The following is a 12,703-nucleotide window of genomic DNA, read 5'->3' on the forward strand; positions in this document are numbered from 1 at the left end:
ATCGCGGATCTCATCGCCTCGGTCACACCTGATCGGCGCCGCGCACCTCGATCTCGACCGCGATCGCCCGCCGGGCGGCGTCGTCGAGCACCGCACGACGCGGTTCGGGCACGTCAAGCACCCGGTCCTCGGCACGGGCGAGCAGTTCCGCCAGCCTGGTGTCCGCCCGCAGCGACTCCAACGCATGCTTGTCACCGCCGAGCACCACGGCGTCCAACCGATCACGCAACGGCAGCAGCAGGCGGACGACGGCGTCGGCCGCCGCATCCAGGGAGCGCCGCGACTGACCCTCGCGACGCCGCGCGAAACGCTGCTGCGACCAGCCGCCCGCCTTGTTCCGACCGTGCACCAGGTGCCGGTCGGTTGCGGACTGCTCGACCTTGCCGTCGTAGGAGATGCCCACGCTGTGCGCGCCCAAGCGCACCAGCACCAGGCCGATCCGCCGCGGCCGGTTCAGGTGCTCGACCAACGTCCGCACCGCCAGCCCCGGTTGCTCGCCGTGCGGCGGTGGCAGTGGCCCGAACGGCACGTCGACCGACGCCGACGCACCGTCTGCGGCATGCACCTCGACCCGGCGGGCTTGCACGGCGGTGCGCGCCGCGCCGCCGTGGGACGCGGCGAACCGGTCGAACCAGCCCGCCACCCGTTCCGGGGCCACTTCGACCGCGCGCCCGCCGCCCGCGAGCTGGCGAACCCGGCTCACAGCACGAACGTGTCGTTCCACAGCTGGGTGGTCCGGCCCGAGAGGGCCTCCAGCAGTGCGGCGGCCTGATCATCGGTGAGCGAGGCGACGAAGTCGATCACCGCCCGGCCGCGGGCCATCCGCTCCAGGTGCTCGGCATCGATCTCGTCCGGCTCGCCCGGCGCGACCAGCAGCTCCGGGTCGTCGCTGCGCAGTTGCGAGAACTCGGCGCGGGCCCGCTCGAACAGATCCCGCAACCGGTGCGGCAGCCGGGCGGCCTCGCTGCGGTCGATCAACCAGTTGTCCAGCGCCTCGACGAGCTTGCTCAGCAGCCGGTCCTGGCCGCGCTGGTGCAGCGCGAGGTCGGGGCGTTGCAGCACGAACCGGCGGTGCACGAACTTCAGCACCTGCACCTCGTGCCACTGCTCGACGGCCAGCGCCACGTGCCCGGACCGGGTGCTCGGGTGCTCGACGACCTGGATGCCCTCCACCAGGCGCTGGGTCCACTCCCCGGAGAAGGCTGCGACCGCCTGTTCGGCCTGCTGGGACCGGTCGAAGGGCACTTCCAGCAGCTTGGTCACCAGGTTGGCGACGACCTTCTTGACCGCGCTGACGAACGCTTCGTCGTCGGCGATCCAGCCGTCCTTGGCGTGCAGGCGGCGGCGCAGCCGCTCCAGCGAACCGCCGGAGCGCGACTCGTCGTCGGCGAGGTCGGCGTCGCCGCGGTTGGCGAACTCGACGGCGTGCCCGAGCCACTCGGTCAGCTCGTGCGAGACGCTGGTGTGCTGCAGGATGCCGACGCGGTGGAAGTCCTCCAGGTCGTGGATCGCGTAGGCGATGTCGTCGGCGGTGTCCATGATCGACGCCTCGACGGTCTGCTGCCAGTCGTCGAGGCGGCCCCGGCACGCCGCGCGGGCGTCGATCATGTCGTCGAGTTCGGTGCTGTAGCAGGAGAACTTCGCCGAGCCGCTGCCCGGCTGGTCCACCGGTTCGGACGCGCCGCGCGGCGGCGTCGGCAGGTGCCGGGGGTGCGGTTGCGGGCGGGAAAGCCGCGTCCACGGGTACTTCAGCAGCGCGGCCCGCACCGCCGCGGTCAGGTCCAAGCCGTCGCCGTCGATGCCGCGCACGTCGATGCGGGTGACCACCCGGTAGGTCTGGGCGTTGCCCTCGAAGCCGTCGGGCAGCGCGAACCGCTGCCGGGCCAGCCGGTCCAGCACGCTCTCGCCGAGGTGCCCGAACGGCGGGTGACCGAGGTCGTGGCCGAGCCCGGCGGCCTCGACCACGTCCAGGTCGCAGCCGCCGAGCCGGTGCAACCGGGCCAGGTCGTCGGGATTGGCCATCAGCCGCTCGGCGATCGCCCGCGCGACCTGCGCGACCTTGAGGCTGTGCGTCAGCCGGTTGTGCAGCAGCAGACCCGAACCGCTGGCGCTGACGACCTGCGTCACGCCGCCGAGGCGGGCGAAGAACGCCGAGCTGGCCACCCGGTCGCGGTCCGCCCGGAACGGGCTGGCGGCGAGATCACCAGGGATTTTGCGCGGACCGGAGCGGCCACTGCGCCGACTCGTCCGAGAAGGCTGCACATCCTGCATGGCCACACGCTAGCCGCCCGCACGGCGATTTCCGCGGTGGCCGTGATCTGATTCGGTGGTGGATGTCGTTGTGGTGGGTGGCGGCCCGGCGGGTCGTGCGGCGGCAGCGGCGTGCAGCGACACCGGTCTGCGGGTCACGCTCGTCGATCCGGCGCCGCGCCGCGTCTGGCCGCACACCTACGGCACCTGGCGCGACGAACTACCCGCGTCGGTGCCATCGACGGCACTGGCGTCGGTCCAGCAGCGGATGCTGGTGCACGGCACTGACCCGCACGAATGGCGGAGGCCGTACGCGGTGCTGGACAACACGGCGCTCTGGAAGCACTTCTGGCGCGCTGACGTCGTCGAGGTGACCGGCCGCGCGATGGCCGCCGAGCACGGACCGACCGGGTCGACGGTGGTGCTCAAGGACGGTCGGCGGATCGCCGCGGCGGTGGTGGTCGACGCCACCGGCCCGGCCAAGGCACTCTCCGGTGGCCGACCAGCGCACACCTCGGCGCAGCAGACCGCGGTCGGCTGGGTGGTGAACGCGGCAGCTGCGGAACCGTTCTGCGGCCCGGACACCGGGGTTTTCATGGACTGGCGCCCGGCTCCGCAAACCCGCGGCGGCTGGCCGACCTTCCTCTACGCCGTCCACCTCGGCCCGGATCGGGTGCTGTTGGAGGAGACGTCGCTGGCCCGCCGCCCGGCGCTGCCGTTGGCGTTGCTGCGCAGGCGGCTGGCCGGGCGGCTCGCCGCAGCCGGGCTGGACGAGGCGGAGCGGATCGACGAGGAGCGGGTGCGGTTCCCGGTGGACGACCAGCTGCCCCGGCCGGGACGGGTGATCCCCTTCGGCGCGGCGGCGGGCTTCGTGCACCCGGCGACCGGTTTCAGCGTGGCGACGTCGCTGCGCCGCGCGCCGTGGCTGGCGGCGGCGATCAGCGCCGGGCTCCCGTCCGGCCCGGCCGTCGCGGCCCGTGCCAGCTGGTCGATCCTGTGGCCGCCGAACGCGGTGGCCGCGCACGTGCTGCGGCATCGGGCGCTGCGCGCCCTGCTGTCGCTGCCGCCGGATCTGGTGCCGGTCTTCTTCGAGGCGTTCTTCCGGCTGGACGAGCCGCACCGGAGGGAATTCCTGGCCGCCGAGGCCAGCCCGGCCGGGACCGCGGCGGCGATGTCGGCGCTGTTCCGCGGTTCGCCGTGGAAGATCCGCCGACGCCTGGTGCTGGGCGGCCTGTCGGTGGGGCACCCACCGGCCCGCCACGGCCTCGGCGGCGGTTGACGAATCATGTCCGGCAAATTACGCGAATGTAATTGCGGTTACCGTATTCACACCAAGTGCACCAATCGTGCAAGGTGAAGTCGCTTTTTGGGCGCCAAATCCCTACAGATCGTAAGGAAACCGCTCCGTATCGTTGTGTTGATGGCCACAGGATTACCGACCGGCTGATGTTCCCCCCTGGTCAGGCAAGCTAGGTTGGTCTGCGGGGAGAGAGAGGTCCTCCGCCCAGGAGGAGGAACACTGAGATGTCGGTGAACAGGTCGTGAACAACGTCGATGGAGCGGCATGAGTCCGGGCAACATCGACTCCGTGCTTGCGCTGGTTGACGAAGTGCGCTTCGCGTTCCAGCCGTTGATCAACATCAAGACCGGCGCCATCGTCGCGGTCGAGGCGTTGGCCCGGCCTGCGGGAGCGCATGTCCAGGACCTGTTCCGGGAAGCGGCCCGGCGGCGACGGCTGACCGAGCTGGACGTGGAACTCGCCATAGCCGCGTTGAATTCGACCTCGGAGCACGAATCGCTGCTGCCCCTGCACCTGAACATCTTCGGCGGCACGGTGACCCACGACCTCGCCCGGCTCGATCTGGTGCGCAAGAAGCTGCGCGAGATCGGCCGCCGCGAGCAGGAGGTGACGCTGGAGATCGGTCCGCCCTTCGCCAAGCTGAACCGCGACCAACTGCTCAGCGGGGTGGAGAAGCTGCGCGCCGACGGCTTCCAGATCGCCCTGGACGGCGTGGGCGAAGGCGACGTCCCGCTGACCTTGGTCGCCGACATCGGCCCCGCGATGGTGAAGCTCGACCGAGGCGTGGTCCAGGGCCTGCCGGACAGCTCGGCGCGGGCGGCCGTCGTGGAGTCGGTCCGCCACCTCTGCGAGTCGACCGAGAGCCAACTGGTGGCCGAAGGGGTGGAGAACGAGCGCCAGCTGACGGCCCTGCGGCACCACGGAGTTCGTTTGGTGCAAGGGAATCTGCTCGCACCGGCGGCCCGGCGGCCACCGACGGCGACCAACGTCCCCGGCGTGGCGGCGGAAGTGACCGACCCGCACGTGCCGTCGATCAGCACCCTGGCGAGCGGGCCGCGGGTGACGGAGTTCCTGTCCCCGGCGACGATGCTGCCGATCGACGTGACCGCGGACAAGGTGCGCAGCGTGTTGGCCGACCGCCCGGAGATCAGCGGCGTGGTGCTGGTCGACGAGCAGAACCGGCCGAAGTGGACCATCGACCGCAACCGGTTCCTGCTGGCGGTGACCGGCCCGTACGGGCACGCCCTGCACGCCAAGCGCCCGGCGTCGCGGCTGGCCGACGAGCCGCGGGTGGTCAACACGGCGACGACGGCGATCGAAGCGCTGAACATGGTGACCCGCTCCGACCAGTACCGGATGTACGACGACGCGATCGTCGTGGACGAATCCGGCCGTTGCCTGGGCGCGGTCCGGGCTGGCGACCTGATCCGCGGCATGGCGGAGTTGAAGGTGGAGGAGGCCGCCGCGCTGAACCCGCTGACCCGGCTGCCGGGCAGCGAGGCGATCGCGCGCGACGTGGCCCGCCGGATCGCCTCCGGTGAGATCTTCGCGGTGAGCTGGCTGGACATCGACGGCTTCAAGACGGTCAACGACACGGCGGGCTTCTCCGCGGGCGACGACCTGATCCGCGCGATCGGCCGCAGCCTCACCGATGCGGCGACGTCGTTGAGCTCGGTGCAGGTGGGACACGTCGGCGGCGACGACTTCCTGCTGGTGGCCGACCTGGACGACCTGGTGGCGCTGGCCGAAATGGTGCTCGACCCGCCGCGTTCGGCGGGCGAACTCGACGTGAGCATGTCGTTGGCCACCCTGGTGTGCACGCACAACACGGTCGACAGCTACGACGAGGTGTCCCGCAAGTTGGCGCCGCTGAAGCAGCACGCCAAGTCGCTGCACGGCTCCAGCTGGGTCATGTCGCGACCGGGCTCGGATCGCATCGAGGTGCTTCGCGGGGCTCAAGCTGGGACACCACCGCCACCGCCAGGTTTCCCGACGCACGACCCGGAACAGCTGCCCAGCCGCGGTTGGTAAATCCGGCAACAACAACGCACCTGCGCGCCAACAGCGGAAACACCGCGCGGAATGCCGTTTTCCGCACCAATCACCCTTTTCGACGATTGCCCCGCCAACCCGAGATCCCCCTAGGCTGGTAACCGGACACCGGTTGACAACGATGTCAAGTCGTGGGAGGGCAAGTGCGACCACACCGACGCCGGATCGCCGCCAGTGCCGCGCTGCTGCTCACCGCGCTGATCGCGGCCCAGTTACCCGCCGCCGCGCAACCCGCCGACCCGGTCCAGGCGGTGAACACCTTCATCGGCACCAAGGACGAGGGCAACACCTTCCCGGGCGCAGCCGCACCGTTCGGCATGGCGCAGGTCAGCCCGATCGGTTCGCACTACGCGGGCTGGCAGTACGACGACGCCCGGATCAAGGGCTTCGGGCACTTCTTCCTCTCCGGCGCGGGGTGTTGGGAACAGGGCGGGTTGATCTCGACCCTGCCGACCACCGGCAGCATCGGCGCGGGAACTGGCCACGACTTCGACATCGGCACCCCGTCCACTTTCGACCAGGAGAACTACGCGGCGGCCGCCACGCACGACGGCGAGGTCGGCGACGCGGGCTACTACCGCACCCGGCTGACCGACTACGGCGGCATCGATGTCGAGGCGACCGCGGACACCAGGATCGGCGTCGAGCGCTACACCTTCGACAGCGGCAACCCGAAGCACGTGTTCCTCAACGTCGGCCAGGCGAACGCGCGCAACCCGGTCAAGGCCAGCGGTCTGGAGGTCGTCGACGACCAGACGGTGCGGGGTTGGGTGCGCAGCAAGGGTTTCTGCGGCGGCCGGGACTACACGCTGTGGTTCACCACGCGCTTCGACAAGCCGCTGAGCTCGTTCGGCACCTGGCAGCCCGACGGCGGGCAGTTCGACCGCAGGTCGGTATCCGGCGCCGAGGGCCTGCGCGGCGCGTGGCTGACCTTCTCCGACCCCCAGGTCACCGCGACGACGGCAATATCCTATGTGGACGCCAGCGGCGCGGATGCCAATCTGGCGGCGGAAGGTTCCGACGGCTCACGACTGCGCGGGTTCGACCAGGTGCGGCAGCGCACCCAGGAGCGCTGGAGCCGGGAGCTCGACCGGATCGAGGTCTCCGGCGGAAGTCCGGACGACAACGCGGTGTTCTACACCTCGCTCTACCACGTCTTGTTGCAACCGCTGACCGCGACGGATGCCGATGGCCGCTACCGGGGTTTCGACGAGCTGATCCACCGCGCCGACGGCTGGACCTACTACCAGTACTTCTCGCTGTGGGACACCTATCGGACGCAGAACCAGTTGTTGGCACTGCTGGTTCCGGACCGCGCCCGCGACATCGCCCGCAGCGTACTGACCATCCACGAGCAGGGCGGCTGGCTGCCGAGGTGGGCCTACGCGAACTTCGAGACGAACACCATGACCGGCGACCCGGTCGCGCCGTTCCTCGTGGACCTGTGGCGCTTCGGCGCGCTGGACGGCAGCGAGGCGCAGGCGTACCAAGCGCTGTGGCAGAACGCCACCGAAGTCCCGCCAGCGGAGTCGCCGTTCGAGGGCCGCGCTGGCAATCCTTCTTACCTGGCACGGGGTTTCGTGCAGTACGACCCGAACTTCCCGAAGAAGGGCCAGGACGTCGACCCGGCGCACGGCGGCTCGGCGACGATGGAGTACGCGCTGGCGGACTGCTCGCTGTCGTTGCTGGCCGGGGCGCTGGGCCGGGCCGATGACGCCGCCGCGCTGGCCGAACGCGGCCGGTCGTGGCGCAACTCCTGGGATCCGCAGGTAGCCGATCCGGAGCGGGGCTTCACCGGATTCCCGCGGCCCCGCAATGCGGACGGCTCCTGGTTCCAGCCGTACGAACCCATCTCGGACAAGGGTTTCCACGAGGGCACCGCGTGGCAGTACCAGTGGTTGACCCAGCAGGACGTGCCCGGACTGCTCGATGCGGTCGGCGGCGCGGACCAGGCCGGTAAGCGCCTGGACACCTTCTTCGCCTACGACCTGCTGGTGCGGGATCCCGCCCGCACCGCGCGGGAGGAGTGGGTGATCGACCCGTACGACTACTACGGGCAGTTCAGGTACAACCCGAACAACGAGCCCGACCTGCACTCGCCGTGGATGTACGCGCTGATCGGCCAACCGGCGAAGACCGCCGCGGTGGTGCGCGCCCAGCAAACCCTGTTCACCAACGCACCGGACGGGGTGACCGGCAACGACGACCTCGGCACCATGTCGGCCTGGTACGTCTTCAGCGCTCTGGGCCTGTACCCGACAACTCCCGGAACCGGCCAATTCGTGCTGAACGCACCACGATTCACCAGCGCCGTCGTGGAACTGCCCGGCGGACCGCCGCTGACGATCAACGCGCCCGGTGCGGACGGCTCGAAGTTGCAGTACATCGACGAAGTGCGGGTATCCGGGGCTCCGCAGGAGCAGGTGTGGGTGGACCTGGAGCGGTTGCGGGCGGGCGCCGTGCTCGAACACCGCCTCGCCGAGCAACCCACCGACTGGGCCACCAGCCCCGACGCCGCGCCCGTTTCCCCCTGCGCGGCAACGTGATCGTCAACACGACTACGCGTACGCGATCCACCGCCCGCAGGCGATGACCCCGATCCACACCACCAGAGACACCGCCCCGGCAGCCACCGCGGGCAGGGGCGTGTCGCCGACCTCCCACTCCCCGACCCGTCGGTAGACGCCGAAGTGGAACACCGCGATATTGGCCCCGGCAACGGCGAGCAGCGCGACCTTGAGCTGGAAGGCGGGATTGGCGGCCAGGCTCACCGCGCTGCTGCTGAAAAGCAACAGCCCGCTGCAAACGGCCACGGCGAACCCGATCCGCGAGGCGGGCAGCAGGAGCCCGGCGACCTTGCGCACCGGAAGCGAACTGGCCACCCCGAGCAACCGCAGGTCGAACCCGGCCGCGGCACCGACCAGCACGGCGAGTCCGACCAGGTGCACGACTTCCAGCACCGGGTACGCGAAACCGCCCCCGACGAACTGGGCGATCGGGCTGCCCTGGAGCAGCGTCAACAGGTCGTCGAACAAGATCAACCACCGGTCGAGCGGCGGCGCACCAGGACGACACCGCCGACGATCCCCGCCACCACCACGACACCCGCGATGCTCGCGATCGCGACGGTGGCACCGGACCCGCCGTCGGCGGGAGCGGCCGCGGCGTCACCTGCCGGGCACGCGTCCGGCATGTCGGAGATGTCGTCGTCGTTGATCACCCACTGGCCGTCGGGTCGGGCCATCGCCATGATGCGGAACTCGCCGTCGTACTCGCTGCCCTGCGCGCAGCGCGGGTACGCCACGGCCCGCATCTGGTGGCCCTGCTCGGGCCGCGCGGCATCGTCGATGAAACCCGAGGTGACGGTCCCGTCGAGCAGGAACGTGTGCTGTCCACCCGGCGAGGACTGCAGGAGATCGGAAACCTTGCGCCCGGCGCCTTCGTCCAGCGGCGCCAGGCCGCTGCGGTCCTCCGGCAGGGCGGCGTCCGGTGGCACGTCGACGACCAGGCTGCCGTGCGGCATGCGCCAGTCGCTGGAGACCACCGTCCCGGCGATGTAGACCGGCTGACCCACCGCGTACTCCCCGGTCAGGCCGTGGTGCGCGTACGCAGCACCGGGGACGGCCAGTAGCGCGGCCGCGACCACCGCGCAGACACCCGACCAACGACCTCGACCGATCACGCCGACCTCCAGTCAAAACACCCAAAGGGAACAGATGATCGGAAATCTAGCGCCACCGGCCCCATCACGTCAGCAGTTCGCGAGTAAAAGCTCGCGAAATTCTGGTGACGCCCACCCGGCCGTGGTGTCAGACCGGTCCTGGTCGCGGAGTGCTGCGCTGCGCCAGCCGCGACTTCGGGTGAGGACCGCTGTGCAGGAATAGGATTTCACGGCAGTGGCCCCCGTGTTGAGCCGACACAGCGACTCGCACGGGGGCCACTGCCCCAGAACCGAATGAAAAGCGGGAAATCAGACCGTGAAGCCGAGGGCGCGCAGTTGTTCGCGGCCCTCTTCGGTGATCTTCTCCGGGCCCCACGGCGGCATCCACACCCAGTTGATGCGGAAGTCGTTGACCAGCCCGCCACCCGGCCCGCTGGTCAGCGCGGCGCGCGCCTGGTCCTCGATGACGTCGGTCAGCGGGCAGGCCGCCGAGGTCAACGTCATGTCGACGGTAGCGGTGTTGTCCTGCTCGACGCGGATGTCGTACACCAGACCGAGATCGACGACGTTGATCCCCAACTCCGGGTCCACCACGTCGCGCAACGCTTCCTCGACGTCCTCCAGCGCGGCGACCTCAGCGGACGGCGCAGCCTGCTCGGGCAACGCCTCGGCGCTGCGCACCACGTCGGTTTCCTGCACCAGGGCTTCGTCGCTCATGACAGTTCCGCCTCTCCGCGTTTCACTGTTCCGCCTCTCCGCGATTCACAGTGGTGGTTGCGTCCAACCGAATCTCCCGTTTCGTGGTTTCTTGTGGCTGGCTTGCGTCACGGTCCCCTGGGGTGCGGTTGAGGAGGACTGAGGTTGACACAGGGCTACTCATGACGCCTCCTCAACCACGACACGCGACACCGCGTCCTTGAAAGCCATCCAACCCAGCAATGCGCACTTCACGCGCATCGGGTACTTCGCCACACCCGCGAACGCGATGCCGTCCTCCAGCACATCCTCGTCCGGCTCGACCTTGCCGCGGCCGTGCATCAGCTCGCTGAACGCCGCCTCGGTGCTCATCGCGTGCCGCAGCGGCTTGCCGACGACCAGGTCGGTGAGCACCGACACGGAAGCCTGGCTGATCGAACAGCCCTGCCCCGCGTAGGACACGTCGTCGACGATCGCGTCCGCGTCCGTCCCGGTCAACCGCACCCGGAGGGTGACCTCGTCACCGCAGGTCGGGTTGATCTGGAACGACTCGGCATCGAAGGGTTCCCGCAGGCCGTGGCGGTGCGGTTTGCGGTAGTGGTCCAGGATGATTTCCTGGTACATCTGCTCCAGCTGCATCAAGAATTCTCCGGCAGTCCCGATCAAGCCACCCCGAAGAAGCGCTGCGCCTCGCGCACCGCATCCACCAACGCCTTGACCTCGTCGAGTTCGTTGTACAGGTAGAACGACGCCCGCACGGTCGCCGGAATTCCCATCCGGCGGTGCAACGGCCATGCGCAGTGGTGTCCGACGCGAACCTCGACGCCCTGATCGTCCAGCACCTGACCGGCGTCGTGCGGGTGCACGCCGTCGATCACGAACGACACCGCGCCACCGCGGTGCTCGGTGTTGGTCGGGCCGATGATGCGCACCCCGTCGATCGCCGACAGTTCCCGCAGCGCCAGCTCGGTGAGCTGCCGCTCGTGGTCGGCGATGCGGTCCATGCCGATCACGCTCAGGTAGTCCACGGCCGCGCCCAACCCCACGGCCTGCGAGGTCATCGGCACGCCCGCCTCGAACCGCTGCGGCGGCGCGGCGAAGGTGGATCGATCGATGTGCACCAGCTCGATCATCGAACCGCCGGTGATGAACGGCGGCATCGCGGCCAGCAGCTCGCGGCGCCCGTAGAGCACGCCGACCCCGGACGGGCCGAGCATCTTGTGCCCGGAGAACGCCGCGAAGTCCACGTCCAGCGCCTTGAAGTCCACCGGCGAGTGCGGCACCGACTGGCAGGCGTCCAGCACCACCAACGCGCCGACCTGGCGCGCCCGCGACACGATCTGCTCGGTCGGGTTCACCGTGCCAACCACGTTGGACTGGTGCACGAAGGCCACCACCTTGGCCCGCTCGGTGATCACACTGTCCACATCGGACAGATCCAGGCGGCCCTCGTCGGTGATCCCGAACCAGCGCAGCGTGGCGCCGGTGCGCTCGCACAACTGCTGCCACGGCACCAGGTTCGCGTGGTGCTCCATCTCGGTCACCACGACCTCGTCGCCCGGCCCGAGGCGGAAGCGCTCGGCCTCCGCCCCGGACGTGGCGGCGTTGCTCATGGCGTAAGCGACCAGGTTGATGCCCTCGGTGGCGTTCTTGGTGAACACCACCTCGTCGGCCTCGACACCGACGAAGTCGGCGATCCGCGCGCGGGCATCCTCGTACGCGTCCGTCGCCTCCTCGGCGAGCTGGTGGGCGCCGCGGTGCACGGCGGCGTTGGAGGTCTCCAGGAAGGAGCGCTCCGCGTCGAGCACCTGGCGCGGCCGTTGCGAAGTCGCCCCGGAGTCCAGGTACACCAGGCGACGTCCGTCGCGGATGGTGCGTCCCAGGATCGGGAAGTCCGCGCGGATCGCCGCCACATCCAGCGGCGTTGCGGTGCTCGCACCCGAGGTGCGAGGAGGCTGAACGGTCATGACTGGACGGCTGCCTCCTTCTTGCCGGTGAAGCGCACGTAGCCCTTCTCCTCCAGCTCGTCGGCGAGCTCGGCGCCACCGGACTCGACGACCTTGCCGTCGGCGAAGACGTGCACGAAGTCGGGGGTGATGTGCTTGAGGATCCGGGTGTAGTGCGTGATCAGCAGAACGCCCTTGCCGCCCTTGGCGTGGTAGGCGTTCACGCCCTCGGAGACGACCCGCAGCGCGTCGACGTCCAGACCGGAGTCGGTCTCGTCGAGGATCGCGAACTTCGGGTCCAGCAGGTCCAGCTGCAGGATCTCGTGCCGCTTCTTCTCACCACCGGAGAAGCCCTCGTTGACGCTGCGCTCGGCGAACGACGGGTCGATGTCCAGGCTCGACATGGCCTGCTTGACTTCCTTGACCCAGTGCCGGATCTGCGGCGCCTCGCCGCGGACCGCGGTCGCCGCGGACCGCAGGAAGTTCGACATCGACACGCCCGGCACCTCGACCGGGTACTGCATGGCGAGGAACAGACCGGCGCGGGCCCGCTCGTCGACGGTCATCTGCAGCACGTCCTCGCCGTCCAGCAGCACCGAACCCGAGTCGATCCGGTACTTCGGGTGCCCCGCGATGGCGTAGGCCAGCGTCGACTTGCCGGAGCCGTTCGGGCCCATGATCGCGTGGATCTCGCCCGAGCGGACGGTCAGGTTGACGCCGTTGAGGATCGGCTTGGCGCCTTCCTCAGCGGTGAGGACCGAGCCGTGCAGGTCCTTGATCTCCAGGGTGGCCATATCT

General features: G+C 69.7%; 11 protein-coding genes. 3 read left to right on the top strand and 8 right to left on the bottom strand.

Going from position 1 to position 12,703, the window contains the following annotated elements:
• Nucleotides 1–22 precede the first annotated feature (22 nt).
• Complete coding sequence (locus MOQ72_RS13810) at nt 23–703, bottom strand: acVLRF1 family peptidyl-tRNA hydrolase (protein ID WP_242183797.1); 681 nt, start codon at nt 701–703, stop codon at nt 23–25.
• On the bottom strand, nt 700–2,271 hold the full coding sequence (locus MOQ72_RS13815; protein WP_242183798.1) for a deoxyguanosinetriphosphate triphosphohydrolase family protein: 1,572 nt from the start codon (nt 2,269–2,271) through the stop codon (nt 700–702). The genes MOQ72_RS13810 and MOQ72_RS13815 overlap by 4 nt, the downstream gene beginning before the upstream one ends.
• Before the next feature lie 58 nt (nt 2,272–2,329).
• Here MOQ72_RS13815 and MOQ72_RS13820 point away from each other — a divergent pair, with 58 nt between their 5' ends.
• The 3 genes from MOQ72_RS13820 (at nt 2,330) to MOQ72_RS13830 (ending at nt 8,148) form a co-directional block, all read left to right on the top strand.
• On the top strand, nt 2,330–3,529 hold the full coding sequence (locus tag MOQ72_RS13820; RefSeq protein WP_372495360.1) for a lycopene cyclase family protein: 1,200 nt from the start codon (nt 2,330–2,332) through the stop codon (nt 3,527–3,529).
• A 285-nt stretch (nt 3,530–3,814) separates the two neighbouring features.
• Complete coding sequence (locus MOQ72_RS13825; protein ID WP_242183800.1) at nt 3,815–5,581, top strand: GGDEF domain-containing protein; 1,767 nt, start codon at nt 3,815–3,817, stop codon at nt 5,579–5,581.
• 164 nt (nt 5,582–5,745) lie between these two features.
• The gene (locus MOQ72_RS13830; RefSeq protein WP_372495361.1) at nt 5,746–8,148 is read left to right on the top strand and encodes a GH92 family glycosyl hydrolase; all 2,403 of its coding nucleotides are present in this window, start codon (nt 5,746–5,748) and stop codon (nt 8,146–8,148) included.
• A gap of 12 nt (nt 8,149–8,160) precedes the next feature.
• On the opposite strand, the gene MOQ72_RS13835 is transcribed toward MOQ72_RS13830, so the two are convergent.
• The 6 genes from MOQ72_RS13835 to sufC form a co-directional block, all read right to left on the bottom strand.
• Entirely contained in the window at nt 8,161–8,637 is a 477-nt protein-coding gene (locus MOQ72_RS13835; protein ID WP_242183801.1) for a DUF6644 family protein, read from the bottom strand.
• A gap of 2 nt (nt 8,638–8,639) precedes the next feature.
• Nucleotides 8,640–9,284 carry a hypothetical protein gene (locus MOQ72_RS13840; RefSeq protein WP_242183802.1) on the bottom strand — a complete coding sequence of 215 codons (645 nt, stop codon included), beginning with the start codon at nt 9,282–9,284 and terminating at the stop codon, nt 8,640–8,642.
• Nucleotides 9,285–9,572: 288 nt separating this feature from the next.
• Nucleotides 9,573–9,980, bottom strand: coding sequence for a metal-sulfur cluster assembly factor (locus MOQ72_RS13845; RefSeq protein ID WP_242183803.1), 408 nt, complete (start codon nt 9,978–9,980; stop codon nt 9,573–9,575).
• Between the two features lie 159 nt (nt 9,981–10,139).
• Nucleotides 10,140–10,598: a Fe-S cluster assembly sulfur transfer protein SufU gene (sufU, locus tag MOQ72_RS13850; RefSeq protein WP_242183804.1), complete on the bottom strand. Its 459-nt coding sequence runs from the start codon at nt 10,596–10,598 to the stop codon at nt 10,140–10,142.
• Nucleotides 10,599–10,621: 23 nt separating this feature from the next.
• A complete protein-coding gene (locus MOQ72_RS13855) occupies nt 10,622–11,926 on the bottom strand; it encodes a cysteine desulfurase (protein WP_242183805.1) in 1,305 nt (434 codons plus the stop codon).
• Entirely contained in the window at nt 11,923–12,699 is a 777-nt protein-coding gene (gene sufC / locus MOQ72_RS13860) for a Fe-S cluster assembly ATPase SufC (protein WP_242183807.1), read from the bottom strand. Before sufC ends, MOQ72_RS13855 begins: the two co-directional genes overlap by 4 nt.
• Between the last annotated feature and the right edge of the window lie 4 nt (nt 12,700–12,703).

The organism is Saccharopolyspora soli (assembly GCF_022678645.1).
GTDB classification, from domain to species: domain Bacteria; phylum Actinomycetota; class Actinomycetes; order Mycobacteriales; family Pseudonocardiaceae; genus Saccharopolyspora; species Saccharopolyspora soli.

Coding starts and splice junctions, on each gene's coding strand:
- MOQ72_RS13845 (WP_242183803.1), bottom strand. CDS start 9,980: ATGAGCGACGAAGCCCTGGTGCAGGAAACCGACGTGGTGCGCAGCGCC.
- sufC (WP_242183807.1), bottom strand. CDS start 12,699: ATGGCCACCCTGGAGATCAAGGACCTGCACGGCTCGGTCCTCACCGCT.
- MOQ72_RS13855 (WP_242183805.1), bottom strand. CDS start 11,926: ATGACCGTTCAGCCTCCTCGCACCTCGGGTGCGAGCACCGCAACGCCG.
- MOQ72_RS13825 (WP_242183800.1), top strand. CDS start 3,815: ATGAGTCCGGGCAACATCGACTCCGTGCTTGCGCTGGTTGACGAAGTG.
- MOQ72_RS13815 (WP_242183798.1), bottom strand. CDS start 2,271: ATGCAGGATGTGCAGCCTTCTCGGACGAGTCGGCGCAGTGGCCGCTCC.
- sufU (WP_242183804.1), bottom strand. CDS start 10,598: ATGCAGCTGGAGCAGATGTACCAGGAAATCATCCTGGACCACTACCGC.